The sequence below is a fragment of the Pseudomonas sp. SWRI81 genome (genome assembly GCF_014268545.1).
In the GTDB taxonomy this organism is placed as follows: Bacteria; Pseudomonadota; Gammaproteobacteria; order Pseudomonadales; family Pseudomonadaceae; genus Aquipseudomonas; species Aquipseudomonas hamedanensis.
Window position 1 is genome coordinate 1 of record NZ_JABWQS010000065.1, and the last position, 23022, is coordinate 23022.

Consider the following 23022-nt stretch of genomic DNA (forward strand, 5'->3'; position numbering starts at 1 on the left):
GGCCTCGACGCCCTGCGGGCCAATTACCCAACCTGAGAACACCACAATCCCCCTGTAGGAGTGAGCCTGCTCGCGATGAGGCCATCAGCAACACCCATTAATAATCACATAGACACAAAAAAGAACGAAGCAATCAACCCCATCCCCACAAACCATACCAGCGACCGCAGAATCGCCCAGTCCGCCAGGTAGCAGATGACGTACAGCAGGCGACTGGTGATAAACAGCACCGCCAGCACATTCACCGTCACCAGCTGTGCCGTCCCCACCAGATGCGCAACGATCACCGCCACGGCAAACGCCGGAATCACTTCAAAACTGTTCAATTGCGCCGCATGTGCCCGCCGCGCCAGACCGTTGAGACTCTCCATAAAGTCCCGCGGGTCATGATTGTCACTTAACCGGTAGCCACCCACGGCCTTGGCTATGCCTGTGCAGACATAGGGCAGAAAAATCGCGATCAACACACACCATAGAGCCACCGTCATAACGCCGTCCTTTTTTCGAGTTATAAAATTCGCGAGTGGTCAGAACTTCATCACCAGCATGCCGATCAGCACCAGCCCACAGGCTAAGAGCCGCGGTCGTCCAAAAGGTTCTTTGAGGTAGCGCATTCCGAACAGCACCACCAGAATCACACTGATCTCGCGCAACGCTGCTGCTTCGGCGATCGACCCCAACTGCATCGCCCACAGCACCAGAGCGTAGCTGAACAACACGCAGAAACCGACGGCCAGCCCGAGTTTCCATTGCTCGCGCCAGAACTGCTTGAACGCCGGGCGCCGTGCCACCCACGCCAGCAGCGGAAACGGCCAGGCGCTGAGCAGCGTGACCCAGACCAGATAATCGAGCGGGTGCGACCAGCGCCGCAGCGCCTGCCCATCAATGTAGGTGTAACAGCCGATGCACAAACCGATCAGCGCCACCACCGGCAGCATCGACCACGGCAAGCGCCCGCCGCCGCCACCCTGCCACAGCAGACAGACCATACCGAACGGGATCAGCATGATTCCCAAGATCTGCTGGGTGGTCAGCACCTCACCGGCGAAGATCAGGGTCAACGCCAGCACCACCAAAGGCGACAGCCCGCGCATCAGTGGATAGACGAGGCCGAGATCGCCCACGCGATAAGCCTGTATCAACAGATAACGATACAGCAGCTCGAACGCCGCTGAAGCGAGAATCCAAGGCCAGATCTCAACGGGCGGCAGATTCACAAAGGGCAGCGCGAGGGCAACAAACAGCAGCGCCACGGTGTCCATGCACGCCACCACCAGCAACCGTTCGGCGCTGAACTTGATCAGGGTATTCCACGCCGCATGCAGCAGCGCCGCCACCAACACCAGAGCTGTCGCCAGCACAATTGACCCCTTTATTTTTATTAACCCCGTAGGGGCCATCCAGAAAATCCGAAAAAACGACTAGTCAGATTATTGATTCGCGATGTGTCAGCAGCTGTTTATACTGCAAGCAACCACGCCGCACTCAGCTACACACCGAAAAATTCCAATAAAAGCTGCCTGCTCCCGCTCCCCCACGAACGGTCGCTGGCACGCGTATGCCTGATCAAAGCGTCAAGACTACCGACAGAGACCTTGCGCATGCCACTCGCCTTGCTTGCCCTTGCTGTTGCCGCGTTCGGCATCGGCACCACTGAATTCGTCATCATGGGCCTGCTGCCCGATGTCGCCCGCGACCTCGCGGTGAGTATTCCGCACGCCGGCCTGCTGATCACCGGTTACGCCCTGGGCGTGGTGTTCGGTGCGCCCATCCTGGCGATCGGCACGGCCAACATGCCGCGCAAGGCAACACTGCTGGGCATGACGCTGATGTTCATCCTCGGCAACGTGCTGTGTGCGCTGGCACCGAACTACGCCACGCTGATGGCCGCGCGCGTGGTTACCGCGTTGTGTCATGGCGCGTTTTTCGGCATAGGCTCGGTGGTTGCCGCCGGACTGGTCGCGCCGAACAAACGCGCCCAGGCGATTGCCATGATGTTCACCGGCCTGACCCTGGCGAATGTGCTCGGCGTGCCGCTGGGCACTGCACTGGGCCAATATGCCGGTTGGCGCTCAACCTTTTGGGCAGTGTCGGTGATCGGCATCATCGCCGCGCTCGCGCAATGGCTGTGGCTGCCGAAACACATCGCCATGGACAAGGCCAACCTCGCCAGCGAGTTCAAGGTACTGGGCAAAGCCAACGTGCTGCTGGCGCTGGGCATGAGCGTGCTGGCCTCGACCAGCCTGTTCAGCGTGTTCACCTACATCGCGCCGATTCTGCAGGACATCACCGGCGTCAGCCCCCACGGCGTGACCGTGATGCTGCTGTTGTTCGGCGTCGGCCTGACCGCTGGCAGCATGCTCGGCGGGCGTTTGGCCGATAGCCGTTTGTTGCCGTCGCTGGTCGGGGTGGCCTTGGCGGTGGTGGTGATTCTCGCGGCCTTCAGTCAGACCAGCCGCGCGGTAGTTCCGGCCGCAATCACCTTGGTGCTGTGGGGGATTTTCGCGTTTGCGCTGTGCCCGATCCTGCAACTACTGATCATCGATCAGGCCCATGAAGCGCCGAATCTGGGTTCGACCTTGAACCAGAGCGCGTTCAACCTCGGCAACGCGGCGGGCGCATGGATTGGCGGCCTGGTTGTGGCCAGCGGCGCGGATCTGGCAGACCTGCCGTGGACCGGGGCGCTGGTCGGCGTGCTGACTGTGCTGACGGCACTGCTGTTCATTTACCTGCAACGTCGGCGAGCGACTGCGGTCAATGTGTCCGACTGAGACCTCTGCGACCACCCACCTGTGGCGAGGGGATTTATCCCCGCTGGGCTGCGCAGCAGCCCCAAAACCATTCAATCGGGTCTTGTCAGGAATAACCGATAAACCGGGTTGCGACGGCTTCGCCGCCGAGCGGGGATAAATCCCCTCGCCACAATGAACTGTGTTGTATCCCCTGCCGCTGTTGGCCCATCCAACCCCTGCGACCAGACTCCGGTCGCGCTCCATTCACCCTCCATCCAAAGGACCCCGGATGCTTGAACTTGTCGCCGCTTTCATCTGCCTCACCACCCTGTTGACCTTCGTCAACTTCCGCTTCATCGGCCTGCCGCCGACCATCGGCGTGATGGTCACCGCGCTGCTGTTCTCGCTGATGCTGCAAGGCCTCAGCGTGCTCGGCTTTCCCGGCCTGGAAGAGCGCGTGCAACAACTGATCGGCCAGATCGACTTCGGCGATCTGCTGATGAACTGGATGCTGTCGTTTCTGCTGTTCGCCGGTGCCCTGCACGTCAACCTGAACGACCTGCGCAGCTACCGCTGGCCCATCGGCCTCCTGGCCACGTTCGGCGTACTGATCGCAACCGTGGTGATCGGCAGCCTGGCCTTCTACATCTTTGCTCTGTTCGGCTGGCACGTGAGCTTCCTCTACTGCCTGCTGTTTGGCGCGCTGATTTCGCCGACTGACCCGATTGCGGTACTCGGCGTGTTGCGTACCGCCAACGCGTCAAAACCGCTGAAGACCACCATCGTCGGCGAGTCGCTGTTCAACGATGGCACCGCGGTCGTGGTGTTCACCGTGCTGTTGGGCATCGCGCAACTGGGCGAAACGCCGACCGTCAGCGCCACGGCCATGCTGTTTGTGCACGAAGCGATTGGCGGTGTGCTGTTCGGCGGGCTGATCGGCTATCTGGTCTATCGGATGATCAAAAGCGTCGAGCAACACCAGATCACCGTCATGTTGACCCTGGCCCTGGTGATTGGTGGCTCGGCCATGTCCACAGAACTGCACGTCTCGGCGCCGATCGCGATGGTGGTTGCCGGTCTGATCATCGGCAACCTGGGGCGCCATCTGGCGATGAACGACATGACCCGTCGCTACCTCGACGGTTTCTGGGAGTTGCTCGATGACATGCTCAACGCCTTGCTGTTTGCGCTGATCGGCATGGAGTTGTTGCTGCTGCCGTTCAACTGGCTGCACATGGCCGCGGCAGGTTTGCTCGCGGTGGCGATTCTGCTGTCGCGCCTGCTCACCGTAGCGCCGGCAATCCTCTTGCTGCGGCGCTGGCGCTCAGTGCCGGCCGGCACTATCCGCATCCTGACCTGGGGCGGTTTGCGTGGCGGCGTCTCGGTCGCGCTGGCCCTGTCGCTGCCATTGGGGACCGAGCGCGACCTGCTGCTGAGCATTACCTACATCGTCGTGCTGTCGTCGATTCTGGTTCAGGGCCTGACGATTGGCCGAGTCGTACGCCGGGTGACCCAGCCGACCTGAGTGAGCGCGGCGGCGCTAGCCGCTGCACAGCAACTCAAGCAGATACCGCATCGCCACAGGGCGGTGCGGCGTCGAACCCTGCAGCACTACCAGATCCCGCGCATAGCGCGGGTTATCGACCGGCAGCACTTGCACGCCGTCCAGGTTCATCCCGACCCACTGCGGCACCAGCGAAACGCCCATTCCCTGAGCGACGAGCATGACGATGGTCTCCAGCGCATCCAGCTCACACAGAAGCGTCGGCTCAAGCGATTGTTCATCAAGGAAGCGCTGTGCAATCTGTCCACCCCAGGAGCGTGCGTCATAACGAATGAACGGCTGCTCGCACAGCAAACTCACCAGCGACGGCTCGCTGAGACTGGCCGGAGCGATGAGGATCAGCGGCTCGGCCTTGAGCAGCTTCAGCGCGAGCGCTTTGGGCGGTGGAAACGGTGGCCGGACCAGAATTGCCGCATCCAGCTCACCGCTCAGCACCTTTTCATAGAGGCTTTTTGAATCACCCGGGGTGATCTTCAGCTTCAACTCCGGTGCCGACTGCGCCAGACGCTCGATCACGCCGGGCAACACACCGGTCAGCGCCGTCGATATCGCCCCGATCTTCACTTCACCCGACAGCCCGTCACGACTCAGATCGTGATGCAACGCCTGCGCCTGCTCAACGATTGCGCGGATTTTCGGCATCAGCAGCAGGCACTGATCCGATGGCCGCGCGGTATGCGCCGTTCGTAACAGCAAGGCGCATCCCAGCGTTCGTTCCAGCGTCTGGACACGCTGACTGATCGCCGCTGCCGTGCGGTTTTCCCGGCGCGCAGCTGCCGCAATCGAACCGGTCTCGACCACCGCAATCAGGCTTTGCAGAAAGCGTACATCCATAAGTTTTCCTTTCGCTCAGAACAAGGCGAAGCCGTTTTGCCACGCCGCGCGGGCTGTTTACCCTGAGCGCTCCTTCACTCGGGGATCTCCCATGAACAGACCCTTTCACGCTGCATACCATGTTTGCGACCTGGAACAGACGCGGATTTTTTATCGAGATGTGTTGGGTTGCACCGAAGGGCGCAGCACCGACACCTGGATCGACTTCGATTTTTTCGGCAACCAGTTATCCCTGCACCTGGGCACGCCCTTCGCCACGACTCGCACCGGTCAGGTCGGCGAACACAAGGTGCTGATGCCGCACATCGGCGTGGTACTGCCACTTGAGCAATGGCTGGTACTGGCCGAGCGCCTGACCCACCTCGGCACCCGATTCGAGATCCCGCCCGTAGTGCGCTTTGCCGGCGAACCCGGCGAGCAGCGCACGATGTTTTTCCTCGACCCCAGTGGCAATCCGATCGAAGTCAAAGGCTTCAAAGACTTCAGCAACCTCTTCGCACACTGATTCCACCCCAACAAACACAACAACAAAGGGGCACACCATGCGCAACAGAAAACCCACCAGCCTTGTCACCCGGATCATGCTCGGCCTCGCAGCCGGGGTCATCGTCGGCCTCCTGCTTAACCAGTTTCCCGAACACAAGACGTGGTTCATCGACAATTTGCTGCAGCCGGCGGGCGACTTGTTTATCCGCCTGATGAAAATGATCGTCGTGCCGCTGGTGTTTGCCTGCATGGTCGTCGGTATCGCCGGCGCGGGCAGCACCCGGGCGCTGGGGCGCGTCGGGATAAAGACGCTGGTGTATTTCTTCACCGTCACCAGCATTGCCATCGTCTTCGGTTTGATCGTCGGCAACGTCTTCCAGCCCGGCGCCGGCGCAGACTTCAGCAGCACCCTGCAAACACCGGTAACCGGCCTCGCCGCGACGGGCGAGACGCAGAACCTTGGCCGCACTCTGGTCAACATTGTTCCGGACAACATCGTTCTCGCCATGTCTCAGGGCAAGCTGCTGTCGGTACTGTTCTTCGCCATCCTGTTCGGCTGCGCCCTGTCGATGCTGCCGGAACAGCAGAAAGCACCGTTGATTGCGGTGATACAGGCGATCTCGGACACCATGTTCAAGGTCACGCATCTGGTCATGCACTATTCGCCGATCGGTATCTTCGGTCTGATCGGGGTCACCGTGGCGAGTTTCGGCCTCAGCGCATTGCTGCCGCTGGCCAAGTTGATCGGTATCACTTACGTGGCGGTACTGCTGTTCGCGTTTTGCGTGCTGGGGTTGGTGGCGCGGATAGCCGGCATCCGTTTTTTCCATCTGATCAAGGCCATCCGCAGTGAACTGATACTGGCCTACAGCAGCGCCGCGTCGGCCACGGTGATGCCGCAACTGATCGAGAAAATGGAGCGCTATGGCGCACCGCGCCCTATCACAAGCATGGTCATTCCCCTGGGTTATTCATTCAATCTGGATGGCGCGTCATTGTTCGCCGGTCTGGGCACCCTGTTCATCGCCCAGGCCTACGGCATCGACCTGAGCCTGTCCGACCAGGCGATGCTGGTGCTGATCATGGTGCTGACGTCCAAAGGCGCGGCCGGCGTGCCCGGCTTCATGTTCATCATCCTGACAGCAACGTTGACAGCGGCCGGGTTGCCCGTGGAAGGCGTGGCAATCATTGCCGGCGTCTATCGCTTGATGGATATGCCGGTCACGGCGCTCAACGTGCTGGGCAACGCGCTGGCGCCCTTGGTCATCGCTCGCTGGGAAGGCCAGCTCAAGGCGCCTGAAAGCGAACCCGCCCAAGCGCCAGCCGCCCAGACGTTCAAGGCCTGACGCTTTTTTCTGGTGAGGCGGATTTCGCGCGCAACGGAGCCGAGCCTGGTTGATCAGGGCTCGGTTTATCCGCCTTCGGCGCCCCGCTCTCGCTGCGAATCTGTGCATGGCTGATCAGGCCGAAGATGAAACTGCCGCCGATGATATTCCCGGCCAATGTCGGCCCGGCAAACACCGCCCAGAAATCACCCCAAGGCAGTTCACCGGCAAAGACCAGATACGACACTTCTGCCGAGCCGACCACGATATGGGTGAAGTCGCCGAGGGCCATGAAGTAGGTGATGAGGATGATGATCCACATCTTCGCGCTCTCCATGGACGGAATCATCCAGACCATGGTGGCGATCATCCAGCCAGAGACGATGCCCTTGGCGAACATCTGCCCGGCGCTGTGCTCCATCACCTTGCGGCCGATTTCCAGGAAAGCGTGGTCGGTCTTGCTGTCGAAGATCGGCAACTCAAGCATCACGTAAGCCACCAGAATCGTGCCGCACAGGTTGCCGACCAATACCACCGTCCAGAGGCGAATCAGCCGTGCGAAATTGAGCAGTGTCGGCTTGGTCATGACCGGCAGTACAGCGGTCAGGGTGTTTTCGGTAAACAATTGCTGGCGAGCGAGAATCACCGCAAGAAAGCCTGCGCAGTAGCCGAAACTGGCGATCACCTTGAACTCGTCACCGTCGGGCAGGCGCGAGTTGAGCAGGCCCATCCCCATCAGCGACAGGCCCATGGTCAGGCCGGCCGCGAGCGCCGACCACCACAGCGCAGCAATGCTGCGCTCCAGTTCCTGATCGCCCTGGGCACGAATGATTTCATGCAGAACCGCCGCGCGTGGCGGCTGGTTTTTCTCGATTTCTTTCTTTTCTTGGGTCGACAGGTCTGGGGTCTTGCCGTCAGTGGGGGTGGTCATGGCGTAGGAAACCGTGGGGGGCGATTTAGCTACGACCGTTGCGCCTGGGAATACGTTCTGTAGGCAGCGGGCAAATCTTCATGCGTTTAAAACAGCTTTCGCGAGCAGGCTCGCTCCCACAGGTACCGTGTGATCCCTGTGGGAGCGAGCCTGCTCGCGAAGAATGCGCCGCCGATCTTATTGAACCGCTTCGTCATCCTTGAACTGGTCTTTCACATATCTGATCTCGGTGCGCCCGTGTGGTGCCGGCAGGCCGTCCTCACCCAGGTTGACGAAAACCATCTTCTCGACCGTGAGGATGCTCTTGCGGGTAATCTTGTTGCGCACTTCGCAGGTCAGCGTGATCGAGGTGCGGCCGAACTCGGTGGCGGTGATGCCCAGTTCGATGATGTCGCCCTGGCGCGAGGCGCTGACGAAGTTGATTTCCGAGATGTATTTGGTCACCACGCGCTGGTTGCCCAACTGGACGATGGCGTAGATCGCCGCCTCTTCGTCGATCCAGCGCAGCAGGCTACCGCCAAACAAGGTACCGTTGGGATTGAGGTCTTCGGGTTTTACCCATTTGCGGGTGTGGAAATTCATGTTCACTCCTGAGCGCTTGCCGAAAGATGCGCTCATCTTGGCAGACTGATCAGTCAGGCTCCAGGCAGCTGCGACTATGGTCGCCATTGGCGATCTTCATTTGGCCGACAGAAACCCTTTGGAAGATCAGCCCGGACGGCTATAATCGCTTCCGTTTCAAAAACGGTAATGATCGCTTGCTACCGTTTTCCCGCCACCTGTCCGAGGGGCGCTGCAGCAGGTTCGACCTGTCAGGCTCGGATGGGGCGTTGACTGGCTCACGCCGGACACTAAACGCACAACGGCGCCCATTCGCATACATTACGAATGGAGGCTCTTCATGAGCGCTGTCAACACGCCTGCCGATTTTACCGATTACAAAGTTGCCGACATGTCCCTCGCTGCCTGGGGCCGTCGCGAAACCATCATCGCCGAATCGGAAATGCCTGCCCTGATGGGTCTGCGCCGCAAGTACGCTTCCGAGCAGCCGCTCAAAGGCGCAAAAATCCTCGGCTGCATCCACATGACCATTCAGACCGCCGTGCTGATCGAAACCCTGGTTGCCCTGGGTGCCGAAGTACGCTGGTCGTCGTGCAACATTTTCTCCACTCAGGATCAGGCCGCTGCCGCTATCGCTGCTGCCGGCATCCCGGTATTCGCCTGGAAAGGCGAGACTGAAGAAGAGTACGAGTGGTGCCTGGAGCAGACCATCCTCAAGGATGGCCAGCCATGGGACGCCAACATGATCCTCGACGACGGCGGCGACCTGACCGAGCTGCTGCACAAGAAATACCCGCAGGTGCTGGACCGCGTTCACGGCGTGACCGAAGAAACCACCACCGGCGTGCACCGCCTGCTGGACATGCTGGCCAAGGGCGAGCTGAAAATCCCGGCCATCAACGTCAACGACTCGGTGACCAAGTCCAAGAACGACAACAAGTACGGCTGCCGTCACAGCCTGAACGATGCGATCAAGCGCGGCACTGACCACCTGCTGTCCGGCAAGCAAGCGCTGGTCATCGGTTACGGTGACGTGGGCAAGGGTTCGGCGCAGTCCCTGCGTCAGGAAGGCATGATCGTTAAAGTCTCCGAAGTCGACCCGATCTGCGCCATGCAGGCCTGCATGGACGGTTTCGAACTGGTTTCGCCGTTCATCGACGGTATCAACGACGGTTCCGAAGCGAGCATCGACAAAGCACTGCTGGGCAAGATCGACCTGATCGTGACCACCACCGGTAACGTCAATGTTTGCGATGCGAACATGCTCAAAGCCCTGAAGAAGCGCGCCGTGGTCTGCAACATCGGTCACTTCGACAACGAAATCGACACCGCTTTCATGCGCAAGAACTGGGCATGGGAAGAAGTGAAGCCACAGGTGCACAAGGTTCACCGCACCGGTGCCGGCAGCTTTGACCCACAGAACGACGACTACCTGATCCTGCTGGCCGAAGGCCGTCTGGTGAACCTGGGCAACGCCACCGGACACCCGAGCCGCATCATGGACGGTTCGTTCGCCAACCAGGTACTGGCACAGATCTTCCTGTTCGGTCAGAAATACGCCGACCTGTCGCCAGCGCAGAAAGCCGAGCGCCTGACCGTTGAAGTACTGCCGAAGAAACTCGACGAAGAAGTGGCCCTGGAAATGGTCCGCGGCTTCGGCGGCGTGGTCACTCAACTGACCAAGCAACAGGCTGACTACATCGGCGTCACCGTCGAAGGCCCGTTCAAGCCGCACGCTTACCGCTACTGATTGACGCAGCGGCCTGCCTCCCCTGTGGGAGCGGGCTTGCTCGCGAAGGCGATCGTTCCTTCAACATCTCTGTTGACTGACCCTGCGCATTCGCGAGCAAGCCCGCTCCCACAGGTGCGATGCAAGCTTCAAAGGCTTTGTGCTCCAAAGGGTATGACCATGTCCCAAGACCGTCGCTACAGCTTCGAGTTCTTCCCGACCAAGACCGATGCTGGGCATGAAAAACTGCTTGCCACTGCCCGTCAGCTGGCCACTTACAACCCCGATTTCTTTTCCTGCACCTATGGCGCTGGTGGTTCGACCCGTGATCGCACCCTCAACACCGTGCTGCAACTGGAAAGCGAAGTCAAAGTACCGGCCGCACCGCACCTGTCGTGCGTCGGCGACAGCAAGGACGACCTGCGCGGGCTGCTGAACGAGTACAAGGCGGCCGGCATCAAGCGCATCGTCGCCCTGCGCGGCGACCTGCCGTCCGGCATGGGCATGACCAGCGGTGAGCTGCGTCACGCCAATGAGCTGGTGGAATTCATTCGTGAAGAAACCGCCGATCACTTCCACATCGAAGTCGCCGCTTACCCGGAGATGCATCCGCAAGCGCGCAACTACGAAGACGATCTCGCCAACTTCGTGCGCAAGGCTCGCGCCGGCGCCGACAGCGCGATCACCCAGTACTTCTTCAACGCCGACAGCTATTTCTACTTCGTCGACCGTTTGCAGGCGCTGGGCGTGGACATTCCGGTAGTACCGGGGATCATGCCGATCACCAACTACAGCAAACTTGCGCGCTTCTCCGATGCCTGCGGGGCGGAAATTCCGCGCTGGATCCGCAAGCAACTGGAAGCCTATGGCGATGACGCGCTCAGCATTCAGCGCTTTGGCGAGCAAGTCGTCACCGAGATGTGCGAGCGCCTGTTGCAGGGCGGCGCACCGGGCCTGCATTTTTATTCCATGAACCAGGCCGAACCTAGCCTGGCGATCTGGAAGAACCTGAAGCTGCCGCGTTGAAGCAGCTTTAAGCTTCAAGCAAGATCAAGAGATCGCAGCCTTCGGCGGCTCCTACAGGGGTTGTCGTAGCTGTGATTTTTTGCGTTTGGAGCCGCGAAACAGAGCTTGTGCAGGCGCTTTCTGGCTCTTTGCGGGTTCTCGTCGTAATCTCCAGCCATGCCTTTGATCACGCAATTATTCGCCGTGCTGGTTTTTGCTTGCCTGAGCTTCGCCGCTCGAGGCGAGAAGCTGCGTATTGTCACCGAGCCGTGGGCGCCTTACGTGTACGAAGAGGATGGCCGCAGTCTCGGTCTGGATTACGAAACCACGGCCATCGTGTTCAAGCGCCTGGGCATAGATGTCGAATGGCAGTTCCTGCCGTGGAAACGTTGCCTGTCGATGCTTGAATCCGGTCAGGCCGACGGTGCGCTGGACATCTTTCACAGCGATGAGCGCGACGCCACCCTGCTCTACCCCAGCGAGCCGCTGTCGGACGTCGAGTTCGTGATGTTCTACGCCAATGAGCGCCCGCACCCGTTCAACGCGCTCGAACAACTCAAAGGCCTGACCATCGGCACCTCGCCGGGCTATCTGTACAGTCCCGATTTCAGCCAGTCGGATCTGTTTACTCGCGAACCTGCGCCGACCCATGAAGCCAACTTCGGCAAGCTGGTGCGTGGTCGCATCGATCTGTTGATCACTGACCGTCGTGTCGGTCAGCATTTGCTCGATCAGTTGGGTTTGCGCGCGCAAATCAGCGAAAACCCCACCGTCATCAGCCGTCAGAGCCAATTTCTGGCGGTTCGGCGCAATGCGGGCATGGACTTGCTGGTGCAGCGTTTCGGCGCCGAACTCAAGCGTTTCAAGCGTGAACCTGCCTACGCCGAACTGAGCGCACGCTACGGAGCCGCACCTGCCGGCAGTGCGTCGACACGCTCTGCCACGGCCAACGGCAAAACCGTTGAGCAGCAGGAAAGCGGCGCGCGGTGATTGCTCTGTTATACTCCGGCGTTCCCGCCAGGCTCACGCCCGGACGCCCGGAACCGTAAAAGGCCTCACGACCCGCTACAGCGCAGCTTTGCAGCCCGCGCGAGCGCTCCTGACCTGCCTTCGGAACCGCAGCAGGACCGGACGGGATTGCGTCCTCTTAAACGTGATTCGCGCCAGGCAAGACTCCCATTGGGCCAAGCCCTAACTAAAACAGGATTACTCATGTCCTTTGCTTCCCTCGGTCTCTCCGAGGCTTTAGTCCGCGCCATCGAAGATGCGGGCTATACCGAGCCTACTCCGGTGCAACAGCGGGCCATTCCCGCCGTGTTGCAAGGTCGCGACCTGATGGTCGCGGCTCAGACAGGTACCGGTAAAACCGGCGGTTTCGCCCTCCCGATTCTGGAGCGGTTGTTCCCCAACGGTCACCCGGACAAATCCCAGCGTCATGGCCCGCGCCAACCGCGCGTACTGGTCCTGACCCCGACCCGCGAACTCGCGGCTCAGGTGCACGAGAGCTTCAAGATCTACGCCCGTGACCTGAAATTCGTCAGCGCCTGCATCTTCGGCGGCGTCGGCATGAACCCACAGGTCCAGGCCATGTCCCGCGGCGTCGACGTGCTCGTCGCCTGCCCGGGTCGTCTGCTCGACCTGTGCGGCCAGGGCAGCGTTGATCTGTCCCACGTGGAAATCCTCGTCCTCGACGAAGCCGACCGCATGCTCGACATGGGTTTCGTGCACGACGTGAAGAAAGTCCTCGCACGCCTGCCGTCCAAGCGTCAGAACCTGCTGTTCTCGGCGACGTTCTCCAAAGACATCACCGACCTTGCCGGCAAGCTGCTGCACAACCCGGAACGCATCGAAGTGACGCCGCCGAACACCACGGTCGAGCGCATCGAACAACGCGTGTTCCGTCTGCCGGCCAGCCACAAACGTGCACTGCTGGCGCACCTGATCACCGCCGGCGCGTGGGAACAGGTGCTGGTGTTCACCCGCACCAAGCACGGCGCCAACCGCCTGGCCGAGTACCTGGACAAACACGGCCTGCCGGCTGTGGCGATTCACGGTAACAAGAGCCAGAACGCCCGCACCAAAGCCTTGGCCGACTTCAAGGCCGGCGAAGTGCGCATTCTGGTCGCCACCGACATCGCCGCCCGTGGTCTGGACATCGATCAGTTGCCGCATGTGGTCAACTTCGAGCTGCCGAACGTCGACGAAGACTACGTGCACCGCATTGGCCGTACTGGCCGTGCCGGTCGTTCGGGCGAGGCGATCTCGCTGGTCGCACCGGACGAAGAAAAGCTGCTGAAAAGCATCGAACGCATGACCAAACAGAAGATTGCCGACGGCGATCTGATGGGCTTCGACTCGAGCACCATCGAAGCCGAGAAGCCGGAAGTCCGTGAGCGTCCGGATGTCCGCAACCCACGCAATTCCCGTGGCCCGCGCGGCGACGGCCCGAATGGCGGCGGTGGCGGCGGTCGTAAAGACAAGGGCAAGGACAAAGGCAAGGAAAAACCGGCCGGCGACCGTGGCGAACGCCCTGCCCGCGCGCAGAAACCACGCGAAGGCACGCCGAGCCGCGAACAGCGTCCGAGCCAGCCACCGCGTGCAGCGGCTGACCGTGCCCCGGACGAGTTCCTTGACGACGATGTGGATAACTTCGGTAACCGCGTTGACTACGTGCCGAAAGCCGCTCCTGCCGGCGGCCGTGGCCGTCGTCCGGGCGCACCGGCGCAAGGCGCTGGCGCTGGCGCACCTCGTGGCGGTCAGCCACAGGGTCGGCAGAACGGTCCGCGCAACAGCAACGGCTCGAGCACCGGCACCCCGCCCGCCAAACGCAGCGGCCCGCGTAACGGCGCTCCGCGCGATGGTCAGTCAGGACGTCGCGACGATTCCGCCCCGCGTAACCGCCGTCCGGCCCGTGACGATCAGCCACGTACCGAGCAGCCGGCCGTGCAGAACCCGCGCAGCAATGGCCCGAAGATCATGCACAAGGAATCGAAAGCCGACCGCTTCCCGACGCCTGAGCAGCTCGATCAACTGCCAAGCCGTCCGCGTGGCGAGAAACCAGCACTGCTGACCCGCAATCGCTGAGTTAACGCCGCAATGAAAAATGCCCCGGTTCGCAAGAGCCGGGGCATTTTTTTACCGCCGCGAATCCCTGCATCACCACAATCCCCCCTGTGGGAGCGGGCTTGCTCGCGAATGCGCCGGTTCAGTCGATACTTCTGTTGAATGACACACCGCATTCGCGAGCAAGCCCGCTCCCACAATGAATGGGTGGTGTGGCAGGCAATAAAAAACGCCCCCGGCCTTTCGACCGGGGGCGTTTTTATGTGGCGACGAAATTTACTTCGCTTTCACACCTTCAAACGAAACGTACAACTCGACAACATCGGACTTCGGACCGAGGTCTTTCTGCTTGCCGAAATCGGAACGCTTGATAGTGGTGGTGCCTTCGAAGCCGGCACGGTAGCCGCCCCATGGATCTTTGCCTTCGCCCAGGAAAGTCGCTTTGACAACGACAGGCTTGGTCACGCCCAGCAGGGTCAGGTCGCCGGTCACGTCAGCGGTGTTGGCACCGGTGGATTTGACGCTGGTGGAGACGAAGGTGGCCTTGCCGAATTTGCTGGCGTTGAGGAAGTCAGCGCTGGCGATGTGCTTGTCGCGCTCGGCGTGGTTGGTGAACACGCTGGCGGTGTTGACGTTGAACTCGATTTTGCTGTCTTCAGGCTTGGCAGCGTCGAAGCTGAACTTGCCGTCGATGTCCTTGAAGGTACCGGTGATGTAGCTGTAGCCCAGGTGGCTGATCTTGAAGTCGACGAAGGCGTGCTGGCCTTCTTTGTCTACGACATAGTCAGCGGCCATTACGTTGGCGGACAGGACGGCAGAACCGATTGCCAGAGCGGCCAGAGTCTTTTTCAACATGCTTTCTTTTCCTTTGAGTCGAGGTTGAATTTCAGGCTTTGCGACCGAGCATTCGAGTGAGGGTCGCATCACGATCGATAAAGTGGTGCTTCAATGCTGCCAACGCATGGAGACCGGAAAAAATTACCAGCGCCCACGCCAGCCAGAGATGAATCACCCCAGCGGTATCTGCCTGATCCGGTAGTCCGGAGAGCAGAGCAGGAACTTCAAACAGGCCAAACACCGGGATCCCGACACCGTCTGCGGTGGAAATCAGGTAACCGGCAATCATCACAGCAAACAGCGCCAGATACAGAAACCCGTGACCGAATTTCGCGCCGATACGGGTCATGCGGCTGTAGCTTTGCAGCGTAGAGGGCGGTGGGCTGATGAAACGCCACAGCACCCGCAACACCATCACAGCGAGCAGCACCAGACCGATGCTTTTGTGCAGATCCGGCGCGTCTTTGCGCCAGGTGCTGTAGTAATCCAGCCCGACCATCCACAGACCCAGCGCAAACAGCCCGAAGACCGCCAGCGCCACGCCCCAGTGCATGAAGATGCTGACCCAACCATAGCGCGAAGAAGAGTTACGTAGCTGCATTGCCCAAATCCTGTGAGAACTGCGAACCAAGACTAGCGAGTTATCTATCGAATTAAAGCGGAAAATTTTGCTTTGAAATATCGAGAAATACGATCAAGAGTCTGCGAGCGGGGTGTTAAGGAAGGATTAAAGGCGATTTCGCTGTGGAACGCTTGGACAAATGATCGGTGCTGCGTCATCGCTCAAGAGCACCTTGGCGAAGGCACACGCAGACCGTTAACGGGGAAATTCGCAACCGATAACTATGTACCGCTGTTACCACGGATGAACCTGTTCGAATGATGCCCCGTCATCATTTTTAACAGGCGCAAGATATGTCTCTGCGATATACCCCGTTTCAGGCAAACGGTTCTTCCGTATTGCCGCCCAATCAAACAATGTCGGCCGGCCAGTACCTGCAATCGGACAACGCTCGATTTCGCTTGCTGTTGCAAAGCGATGGAAATCTGGTCATGAAAGAGGGCGAGGCTGACATCTGGATTGCGGACAACAACCAGCCTTACAGCGCAACGTTGCATCCGAAGAGAATGCGCGAGCCGCTGCAATTCGTAATCAGCAACAACGGTTTCCTTTTCGACCCCTCCAGACGGCGACTGTGGATTGCCGAAAGCACGCACAGCCTTGATAAATCGCTGTGGTACAACACTTACATGACGCTTCAGGACGATGGAAACCTGGTGATTTATGACCAGCGCACGGGAAATCTGCGCTGGGCGCGCTTTGGTTTTATTCCCGGGCGAATCCGCAAGCCCAAGCAAAAGTGGCTGAAAAAATTGCCGAACGGCATCGAGTTCTTCAAATGGGAGTTCTAACCGGCGGACGCTGACTAGTTATGCAGTACCGCCGGCGGTTGCAGGCAATCGGCACTGTAAGGATCTATCTGGCAGGTGTGCGCAAGTTCAGAACCATACCCGCCCGGAAAGAAATGCCCTTGGGTACAGCCAGAAAGTGTAATCAGAAAAAATATGAGCGTGAGTGTTTTCATCAAGTGCCTCCAATTTTTCCCAGCTTAAAATGGGCGCTCAGGCAGCCGCTATCACCCCTTTCCGAGTGTCTTGTGGGAAGCCTCCGCTACGCAGGTAAGCCCCGTGGGCGGATCGCGAAGGACATAAATACAGGCCAAAAAAAACGCGACCCGAGGGTCGCGTTTTTCATGGAGCAAAGCCTTACTGCGCCTTGGTCTCGGCCGGTGTTGCTGGCGCCGCAGGTTTGGCGGCTGGCTTCTTCGCCGGTTCAGTTTTCTTCGCCGGCGCTTTTGCCGCAGGCTTCTTCGCCTCGGTCTTGGCTGCCGGTTTCTTCGCGGCTGGCTTGGCCGCAGTCTTCTTCGCGGGCTCAGCTTTCACCGGGGCCGCTGGCTTCGGCGCTTCCACCGGGGCTGGCGCAGGTGCCGGGGCTGGCGCGACCGGAGCAGGAGCAGGCTCTGGCGCCTTCACCGGCTCAGGCTTCTTGTCGTCATCGGAACCGCCAAACAGGTTAGTGAAGAAATTGCCCTTCTTCGCCGCCACGGCACCCGCCGCGCCTGCCGCTGCGGCAGCCGGAACCACTTTGACCGGTTCGAACGATTTGCCTGCCGCCAAATCTTCAACCTGGCTGGCCGCCCGCTGACCGGTGCGCAACGCACCTTCCAGTGTGCCCGGGTACAAGGTGTCGGTGTGTTCGCCAGCGAACGCTACGCGTTGCAGAGGACGCTCCCACAGGCGCCAGAACTTGCTGATCTGCCCCGGGCCGTAGGCCAGGTACGCGCCGCCCATCGACGGGTCGGTGCTGTAGCGACGGATTTCATAACCGGTGAACGAGCCACGGGCCTGTGGATAAAAAGCGTGCAGACGGATCAACACCTGATCAACCATTTGCTTGTCGCCGAACGCCTGCATGACGCGGGCGTTGTCGCCGGACAGGTTGATCACCACATTGGCGCCACCCTTCAGCGCCGGCTCGATCCAGAGCATGCCCAGACCGGTATTGCTGTAGATCTCGCCGGACATACGCGATTTGCTTTCCCACACTGGCGTCTTGAACTTCAGCATGATCTGGTCGCGCCAGCCGTAGTTGGTGCCTTTGATCGCAGCCAGATGCTGGGCATCCAGCGCCGGGGTCAGCTGGATCTTGTTCAGCGCACGCAGCGGCACCGCCAGCACCACGTAATCGGCCTGGTAACCGACGCTGCCGACCTTGACGGTCACGCCGTCCTTGTCCTGGGTCACTGCCGACACTGGCGAATTGGTCTTGATGGTCTTGATCTGTTTCACAAAGGCCTGGGCCAGCACCTGACTGCCACCGACCAGACGGGAGGCACGCAGGTCACGGTCGGAGACGCCACGATAAACGCGGTTCTGCTGGGCGAAATACAGCAGCGACAGACGCGAAGGTTCGTCGTAGTGGGTGCGGATGTCCTGATTGATCAACTGACGCGCCGTGGCCGGCAGGTTCTGCTTGTCGAGCCAGCTCGACACGGTGATCTGATCCAGCGCGTGCAAAGTGGCGGTCGCTGCCGGGTTCTGCGGATCGTCGATCGAGCGCGCCAGATCGTCGAGGGTTTTCTGGTAGCGCTTGAGCGCATCGGCGGTGGCGGGTTGCTTAGTCGCCAGATCGGCGGCGGTGAAATAATCACCGTCGATCAGATAACTCGGCGTACGCACGAATTCCGGTGCCGGCGTGGTGCCGAGCTTGAAGGCCGAGACGTACTTGTTCAGCACTGGCTGGGTCTTGTCGTTGCCGATCCACTCACTGGTGGCCATGCCCGAGCGACCGCCCAGGCTCGGTTTGGCTTCCAGCAGCGTGACCTGCCAGCCCTTGTTTTGCAGCTCATAAGCAGCCGTCAGGCCCGACAGGCCGCCGCCGATCACGATTGCGGTTTTATCCTTGGCCAGCGCCGTAACGCTGAACAGCCCCAACATCACCAGCGCACAGGCGCGCAGCCAACCGACAGACATTCAGCGAACTCCGGAAAAAACACGTAGGAAAAATCAGTTGTGCGGGTCAGACGACCCAAAGAACCGCGAAGAATACGTTAGCCATCAAAACGCCGCCAGCGACGTCTATCGGCTCAGACAAAGTAGCTCAATCGACGCAATGGGTTGTCCCCGCGCGACGCATTGCATAGGCTTGCCCGATTGTTCGCCCGCGCCTGACGCGAGCCGCCTCGAGGAGACTGTAAATGGGCCTGAATAACCAGTGGATGCAACGCGATCTTGCGGTGCTGTGGCATCCCTGCACCCAGATGAAAGACCACGAACAGCTGCCGCTGATCCCGATCAAGCGCGGCGAAGGCGTCTGGCTCGAAGACTTCGAAGGCAAGCGCTACCTCGACGCGGTCAGCTCGTGGTGGGTCAACGTGTTCGGCCACGCCAACCCGCGCATCAACCAGCGCATCAAGGATCAGGTCGATCAACTCGAACACGTGATTCTCGCCGGGTTCAGCCATCAACCGGTGATTGAGCTGTCCGAGCGTCTGGTCAAGATGACGCCGGAAGGGCTGAACCGGGTGTTCTACGCCGATAACGGCTCGTCCTGCATCGAAGTCGCGCTGAAGATGAGCTTTCACTACTGGCTCAATCGCGGCCAGCCGAATAAAAAACGCTTCGTCACGCTGACCAACAGTTACCACGGCGAAACCATGGCGGCGATGGCGGTCGGCGATGTGCCGCTGTTTACCGAGACCTACAAAGCGCTGCTGATGGACACCATTAAGGTGCCGAGCCCGGATTGCTACGGGCGCCCCGACGGCATGAGCTGGGAAGAGCATTCGCGCAACATGTTCGCCGCCATGGAACAAACGCTGGCCGAGCATCATGACAGCGTCGCGGCGGTGATCGTCGAGCCGTTGATTCAGGGCGCGGGCGGCATGCGCATGTATCACCCGGTGTACCTCAAGCTGCTGCGCGAGGCCTGCGACCGCTACGGCGTGCACCTGATCCACGACGAAATCGCCGTTGGTTTCGGCCGCACCGGAACCATGTTCGCCTGCGAACAGGCCGGCATCCGCCCGGACTTTCTCTGCCTGTCGAAAGCCCTGACCGGCGGCTACCTGCCGCTGGCGGCGTGCCTGACCACTGACGATGTCTACAGCGCGTTCTACGACGACTACCCGACCCTGCGCGCCTTCCTTCATTCGCACAGTTACACCGGCAATCCGCTGGCCTGCGCGGCGGCGTTGGCGACGCTGGATATTTTCGAGCAGGACAATGTGATCGAGAACAACAAGGCGCTCGCTCAGCGCATGGCCTCGGCGACCGCGCATCTGGTTGATCACCCGAACGTGTCCGAAGTGCGCCAGACCGGCATGGTCCTGGCGATCGAGATGGTCAAGGACAAGGCCACCAAGGAGGCCTACCCTTGGCAGGAACGCCGTGGCTTGAAGGTGTTCCAGCATGCGCTGGAGCGTGGCGCATTGCTGCGGCCGCTGGGCAGCGTGGTGTATTTCCTGCCGCCGTACGTGATCACCCCGGAGCAGATCGACTTTTTGGCCGAGGTTGCCAGTGAAGGTATCGACATTGCGACGCGTGACAGCGTCAGCGTCGCCGTGCCAAAAGACTTCCACCCCGGCTTCCGTGATCCGGGCTGATGCAAATCATTCAAGATCTGTAGTGCCTGGCGGCCGCTTTCGCGAGCAAGCCCGCTCCCACAGGGGAATGCATTTCAACTGTGGGAGCGGGCTTGCTCGCGAATGAAGTCGACGCCGATCCAATTGATTCATATTTGCAGAGACCCGAAATGAGACTGTCCCGCTTCTTTATCGACGCCCCGCTGAGCACCGGCGAACACGAACTGCCGGAAGCCCAGGCGCATTACATCAGCCGCGTGCTGCGCATGGCCGAGGGTGATGCCGTGCAGTTGTTCGACGGCTCCGGCCATGAGTTTCGCGGATCGCTGGTGGAAGTCGGCAAGAAGCGTGTCGTCGTGCGGATCGACGAGCAATTCGCCGGGCAGGTCGAATCGCCGCTGCAGATCCACCTCGGCCAGGGCTTGTCCCGGGGCGAACGCATGGACTGGGCGATTCAGAAAGCCACCGAACTGGGCGTGACTGAAATCACGCCGATCTTCAGCGACCGCTGCGAAGTCCGCCTCAAGGATGAACGCGCCGACAAGCGTTTGCTGCACTGGCGTCAGGTGGCAATCAGCGCCTGCGAGCAGTGCGGGCGTTCACGGGTGCCGGTGATCCACCCGCCTGTGCTGCTGGCGGATTGGCTCAAGCAGACCGAAGCCGAGTTGAAGCTGGTGCTGCACCCGGTGGCCGAGCCGCTGGTCAGCCATGCGAAACCGGCGACGCTGGCGTTCCTGATCGGGCCTGAAGGGGGCTTGTCGGATGCCGAAGTCGAGCAGGCCAAGGCCAGCGGTTTCCACGCCGCCCGCCTCGGCCCGCGGGTGCTGCGCACCGAGACTGCGCCGGTGGTGGCGCTGGCTGTTGCACAACAGCTTTGGGGTGACTTTTAGAGTCTCGATTGGAGCACGTCCCTGTAGGAGTGAGCCTGCTCGCGATAGCGGTGCATCAGCCACCACTCATTGACTGAACTGACGCAATCGCGAGCAGGCTCACTCCTACAAGGGAATGGCGGTGTTTAAAGGACATAAAACAGAATCGCGACAAAGTGCAGCAGACTCCCGGCAATCACGAACAGATGCCAGATGCCATGGGCATGCCGCAACCGATGATCCAGGGCAAAAAAGATAATCCCCACCGTGTACAAAACCCCGCCCGACGCCAGCCAGGTAAACCCCGCCGTGCCCAATGCGGCGATCAGCGGTTTAACCGCGACCAGCACAATCCAGCCCATCACCGCGTAAATCACGATCGACAGAATCCTCGCTTCGGAACGCGGTTTGATCTCTTGCAGAATCCCGATCAACGCCAGCCCCCAGACAATCCCGAACAGCGTCCAGCCCCATGGGCCACGCAGGGTCACCAGGCAGAACGGCGTGTAGCTGCCGGCGATCAGCAGGTAGATCGAAAAGTGATCGACCTTCTTCATGATCGCTTTCTTGCGCCCGCGCACGCTGTGGTACACGGTCGAGGCGCTGTAGAGCACCAGCAAGGTGAAGGCGTAAATCGCCACGCTGACGATCTTCCATGGACTGCCGTCGAGGCTGGCAACCACCAGCATCCACACGCCGCCGATAAACGCTGCGATGGCTCCGACCAGATGGGTCCAGGCGTTAAGTTTTTCCCCGTGATACATGTATCGCACACCTCATATTCATTACCGCAGCGCGCAAGGCTCGGGCCTCGAGCGTAAAAGCGCAATGTTTCCGTTTAAAAGATCAAAAGATCGTCCGATCGCGGCCCGAGCCTTCGGCAGCTCCTACAAAGGGCGGCGCATACCGTGCACAATCGGCCGATACCAAAAAGAGTCCGCGCCATGCTGATCGACGAAGAATTGACCCTGAAAAAACTCGAGGTGTTCCTCGCCTTCATGCGCACCGGCAACCTCGCCCGCGCCGCCGCCGAACTGCAGACCAGCAATGTCAGCGTGCACCGCGCCATTCACTCATTGGAAAACGCCCTGCGCTGCCCGCTGTTCAAACACGAAGGCCGCAACCTGACGCCGCTGGAAAGCGCTTACGTGCTGGAAGAGCGCGCGCAGAAGCTGATCAACGACGTGGTCGAAAGCGTGCGCCTGACCCGCGAAGCCGCCGGGTTCTCTGCAGAACGCTTCAAGCTTGGCTCGCTGTATTCGCTGACGGTAAAGACCGTGCCGCAGCTGATCATGGGCCTGAAAATCCGCCGCAGCGAACTCAACATCGACCTGATCCTCGGCTCGAACATCGACCTGCTCTACAAGCTGAAAAACATGGAAGTCGACGCGATTCTGGTGTCGCTGGACGACAGCATCAACGATCCGGATTGCGAGCAGATTGCGCTGTTCTCCGACGACATCTTCCTCGCCACCCCGGCGGATTCAAAGTTTGCCCAGCGCAGTGAAGTGGATCTGGCGGAAGTGCGTGATGAAACCTTCATCACCCTGACCCAGGGTTTTGCCACGCATCAGGATGGTGTGCGGGTGTTCAAACAAGCGGGGTTCGAGCCGAAGGTGGCGATGCAGGTGAATGACATTTTCACCCTGCTGAGCATGGTCAGTTCGGGCGTGGGTTACGCCTTGCTGCCAGGGCGGATTGCGGCGGTGTACGAGAACCGGGTGAAGCTGATTCCGTTGCAGGAAAAATACCGATTGCAACAGCACATTGGTGTGGTGTTTCTGAAGGCCAAGGAACGCGATCCGAATCTGCTGGCGTTGCTGGCGGAGTGTCGGATGTATGCCAATCGCCAGGCGTGATACCGAGTCGCCCCCTTCGCGAGCAGGCTCGCTCCCACAGGGGATGTGTGGTTTGCCCGAAAGCCCGGGTTCACCGAAAAACC

The 23022-nt window shown here is 60.3% G+C and carries 21 protein-coding genes and 1 riboswitch; of the genes, 12 read left to right on the plus strand and 9 right to left on the minus strand.

Annotation, left to right across the window (positions count from 1 at the left end):
• Window positions 1-104 precede the first annotated feature (104 nt).
• Window positions 105-488, minus strand: a complete 384-nt coding sequence (locus HU765_RS25440) for an MAPEG family protein (protein ID WP_186549330.1) — start codon at window positions 486-488, stop codon at window positions 105-107.
• Window positions 489-527: 39 nt separating this feature from the next.
• Window positions 528-1361, minus strand: a complete 834-nt coding sequence (locus HU765_RS25445; RefSeq protein ID WP_186623772.1) for an EamA family transporter — start codon at window positions 1359-1361, stop codon at window positions 528-530.
• A 240-nt stretch (window positions 1362-1601) separates the two neighbouring features.
• Between HU765_RS25445 and HU765_RS25450 the strand changes: the two genes are divergently transcribed.
• Window positions 1602-2771, plus strand: a complete 1170-nt coding sequence (locus HU765_RS25450) for an MFS transporter (protein ID WP_186623774.1) — start codon at window positions 1602-1604, stop codon at window positions 2769-2771.
• A 250-nt stretch (window positions 2772-3021) separates the two neighbouring features.
• Window positions 3022-4257 (plus strand): sodium:proton antiporter, encoded by a 1236-nt coding sequence (locus HU765_RS25455; RefSeq protein WP_186623776.1) that lies wholly within the window; start codon window positions 3022-3024, stop codon window positions 4255-4257.
• A 15-nt stretch (window positions 4258-4272) separates the two neighbouring features.
• Here HU765_RS25455 and HU765_RS25460 read toward each other — a convergent pair whose 3' ends face one another.
• On the minus strand, window positions 4273-5130 hold the full coding sequence (locus tag HU765_RS25460) for a LysR family transcriptional regulator (protein WP_186623777.1): 858 nt from the start codon (window positions 5128-5130) through the stop codon (window positions 4273-4275).
• Window positions 5131-5221: 91 nt separating this feature from the next.
• Between HU765_RS25460 and HU765_RS25465 the strand changes: the two genes are divergently transcribed.
• Together HU765_RS25465 and HU765_RS25470 are read left to right on the plus strand one after the other, a co-directional pair.
• A complete protein-coding gene (locus HU765_RS25465) occupies window positions 5222-5635 on the plus strand; it encodes a VOC family protein (RefSeq protein ID WP_186623778.1) in 414 nt (137 codons plus the stop codon).
• A 37-nt stretch (window positions 5636-5672) separates the two neighbouring features.
• Entirely contained in the window at window positions 5673-6962 is a 1290-nt protein-coding gene (locus HU765_RS25470) for a cation:dicarboxylase symporter family transporter (protein WP_238344763.1), read from the plus strand.
• On the opposite strand, the gene HU765_RS25475 is transcribed toward HU765_RS25470, so the two are convergent.
• Window positions 6952-7872, minus strand: coding sequence for a formate/nitrite transporter family protein (locus HU765_RS25475; protein WP_238344764.1), 921 nt, complete (start codon window positions 7870-7872; stop codon window positions 6952-6954). The genes HU765_RS25470 and HU765_RS25475 overlap by 11 nt on opposite strands.
• Before the next feature lie 177 nt (window positions 7873-8049).
• A complete protein-coding gene (locus HU765_RS25480; RefSeq protein ID WP_042561508.1) occupies window positions 8050-8454 on the minus strand; it encodes a hotdog domain-containing protein in 405 nt (134 codons plus the stop codon).
• Between the two features lie 197 nt (window positions 8455-8651).
• A riboswitch (S-adenosyl-L-homocysteine riboswitch) is annotated at window positions 8652-8750 on the plus strand.
• A 23-nt stretch (window positions 8751-8773) separates the two neighbouring features.
• Between HU765_RS25480 and ahcY the strand changes: the two genes are divergently transcribed.
• The 4 genes from ahcY to HU765_RS25500 all read left to right on the plus strand — a co-directional run bounded on the left by ahcY (window position 8774) and on the right by HU765_RS25500 (window position 14251).
• On the plus strand, window positions 8774-10183 hold the full coding sequence (gene ahcY / locus HU765_RS25485; protein WP_039757587.1) for an adenosylhomocysteinase: 1410 nt from the start codon (window positions 8774-8776) through the stop codon (window positions 10181-10183).
• A gap of 159 nt (window positions 10184-10342) precedes the next feature.
• Window positions 10343-11188: a methylenetetrahydrofolate reductase [NAD(P)H] gene (gene metF / locus HU765_RS25490; RefSeq protein ID WP_186623779.1), complete on the plus strand. Its 846-nt coding sequence runs from the start codon at window positions 10343-10345 to the stop codon at window positions 11186-11188.
• Window positions 11189-11344: 156 nt separating this feature from the next.
• Entirely contained in the window at window positions 11345-12157 is an 813-nt protein-coding gene (locus HU765_RS25495; protein ID WP_186623780.1) for a transporter substrate-binding domain-containing protein, read from the plus strand.
• Between the two features lie 222 nt (window positions 12158-12379).
• Window positions 12380-14251, plus strand: a complete 1872-nt coding sequence (locus HU765_RS25500; RefSeq protein ID WP_186623781.1) for a DEAD/DEAH box helicase — start codon at window positions 12380-12382, stop codon at window positions 14249-14251.
• Between the two features lie 255 nt (window positions 14252-14506).
• Here HU765_RS25500 and HU765_RS25505 read toward each other — a convergent pair whose 3' ends face one another.
• Both HU765_RS25505 and HU765_RS25510 read right to left on the minus strand, forming a co-directional pair.
• A complete protein-coding gene (locus HU765_RS25505; protein WP_186623782.1) occupies window positions 14507-15085 on the minus strand; it encodes a YceI family protein in 579 nt (192 codons plus the stop codon).
• A gap of 31 nt (window positions 15086-15116) precedes the next feature.
• Window positions 15117-15668, minus strand: coding sequence for a cytochrome b (locus tag HU765_RS25510; protein ID WP_186549350.1), 552 nt, complete (start codon window positions 15666-15668; stop codon window positions 15117-15119).
• Window positions 15669-16090: 422 nt separating this feature from the next.
• On the opposite strand from HU765_RS25510, the gene HU765_RS25515 reads away from it, so the two are divergent.
• Window positions 16091-16480, plus strand: coding sequence for a hypothetical protein (locus tag HU765_RS25515; RefSeq protein WP_238344765.1), 390 nt, complete (start codon window positions 16091-16093; stop codon window positions 16478-16480).
• Window positions 16481-16834: 354 nt separating this feature from the next.
• Here the strand turns inward: HU765_RS25515 and HU765_RS25520 are convergent, their stop codons facing one another.
• Window positions 16835-18601: a flavin monoamine oxidase family protein gene (locus tag HU765_RS25520; protein WP_186623783.1), complete on the minus strand. Its 1767-nt coding sequence runs from the start codon at window positions 18599-18601 to the stop codon at window positions 16835-16837.
• Between the two features lie 224 nt (window positions 18602-18825).
• Between HU765_RS25520 and HU765_RS25525 the strand changes: the two genes are divergently transcribed.
• Both HU765_RS25525 and HU765_RS25530 read left to right on the plus strand, forming a co-directional pair.
• Entirely contained in the window at window positions 18826-20232 is a 1407-nt protein-coding gene (locus HU765_RS25525; protein WP_186623785.1) for an adenosylmethionine--8-amino-7-oxononanoate transaminase, read from the plus strand.
• 149 nt (window positions 20233-20381) lie between these two features.
• Window positions 20382-21101, plus strand: a complete 720-nt coding sequence (locus tag HU765_RS25530) for a 16S rRNA (uracil(1498)-N(3))-methyltransferase (protein WP_186623787.1) — start codon at window positions 20382-20384, stop codon at window positions 21099-21101.
• Window positions 21102-21226: 125 nt separating this feature from the next.
• Here the strand turns inward: HU765_RS25530 and HU765_RS25535 are convergent, their stop codons facing one another.
• Window positions 21227-21844, minus strand: coding sequence for a hemolysin III family protein (locus tag HU765_RS25535; protein WP_186623789.1), 618 nt, complete (start codon window positions 21842-21844; stop codon window positions 21227-21229).
• Between the two features lie 180 nt (window positions 21845-22024).
• On the opposite strand from HU765_RS25535, the gene HU765_RS25540 reads away from it, so the two are divergent.
• The gene (locus HU765_RS25540; protein ID WP_186623791.1) at window positions 22025-22939 is read left to right on the plus strand and encodes a LysR substrate-binding domain-containing protein; all 915 of its coding nucleotides are present in this window, start codon (window positions 22025-22027) and stop codon (window positions 22937-22939) included.
• Window positions 22940-23022 lie beyond the last annotated feature (83 nt).

Bases quoted from the DNA above. Each gene is read 5' to 3' on its own strand.
- HU765_RS25525 (WP_186623785.1), top strand. From the start codon at position 18,826: ATGGGCCTGAATAACCAGTGGATGCAACGCGATCTTGCGGTGCTGTGG.
- HU765_RS25495 (WP_186623780.1), top strand. From the start codon at position 11,345: ATGCCTTTGATCACGCAATTATTCGCCGTGCTGGTTTTTGCTTGCCTG.
- HU765_RS25505 (WP_186623782.1), bottom strand. From the start codon at position 15,085: ATGTTGAAAAAGACTCTGGCCGCTCTGGCAATCGGTTCTGCCGTCCTG.
- HU765_RS25450 (WP_186623774.1), top strand. From the start codon at position 1,602: ATGCCACTCGCCTTGCTTGCCCTTGCTGTTGCCGCGTTCGGCATCGGC.
- HU765_RS25520 (WP_186623783.1), bottom strand. From the start codon at position 18,601: ATGTCTGTCGGTTGGCTGCGCGCCTGTGCGCTGGTGATGTTGGGGCTG.
- metF (WP_186623779.1), top strand. From the start codon at position 10,343: ATGTCCCAAGACCGTCGCTACAGCTTCGAGTTCTTCCCGACCAAGACC.
- HU765_RS25535 (WP_186623789.1), bottom strand. From the start codon at position 21,844: ATGTATCACGGGGAAAAACTTAACGCCTGGACCCATCTGGTCGGAGCC.
- HU765_RS25530 (WP_186623787.1), top strand. From the start codon at position 20,382: ATGAGACTGTCCCGCTTCTTTATCGACGCCCCGCTGAGCACCGGCGAA.
- HU765_RS25455 (WP_186623776.1), top strand. From the start codon at position 3,022: ATGCTTGAACTTGTCGCCGCTTTCATCTGCCTCACCACCCTGTTGACC.
- HU765_RS25470 (WP_238344763.1), top strand. From the start codon at position 5,673: ATGCGCAACAGAAAACCCACCAGCCTTGTCACCCGGATCATGCTCGGC.
- HU765_RS25465 (WP_186623778.1), top strand. From the start codon at position 5,222: ATGAACAGACCCTTTCACGCTGCATACCATGTTTGCGACCTGGAACAG.
- HU765_RS25480 (WP_042561508.1), bottom strand. From the start codon at position 8,454: ATGAATTTCCACACCCGCAAATGGGTAAAACCCGAAGACCTCAATCCC.
- ahcY (WP_039757587.1), top strand. From the start codon at position 8,774: ATGAGCGCTGTCAACACGCCTGCCGATTTTACCGATTACAAAGTTGCC.
- HU765_RS25510 (WP_186549350.1), bottom strand. From the start codon at position 15,668: ATGCAGCTACGTAACTCTTCTTCGCGCTATGGTTGGGTCAGCATCTTC.
- HU765_RS25540 (WP_186623791.1), top strand. From the start codon at position 22,025: ATGCTGATCGACGAAGAATTGACCCTGAAAAAACTCGAGGTGTTCCTC.
- HU765_RS25440 (WP_186549330.1), bottom strand. From the start codon at position 488: ATGACGGTGGCTCTATGGTGTGTGTTGATCGCGATTTTTCTGCCCTAT.
- HU765_RS25460 (WP_186623777.1), bottom strand. From the start codon at position 5,130: ATGGATGTACGCTTTCTGCAAAGCCTGATTGCGGTGGTCGAGACCGGT.
- HU765_RS25475 (WP_238344764.1), bottom strand. From the start codon at position 7,872: ATGACCACCCCCACTGACGGCAAGACCCCAGACCTGTCGACCCAAGAA.
- HU765_RS25500 (WP_186623781.1), top strand. From the start codon at position 12,380: ATGTCCTTTGCTTCCCTCGGTCTCTCCGAGGCTTTAGTCCGCGCCATC.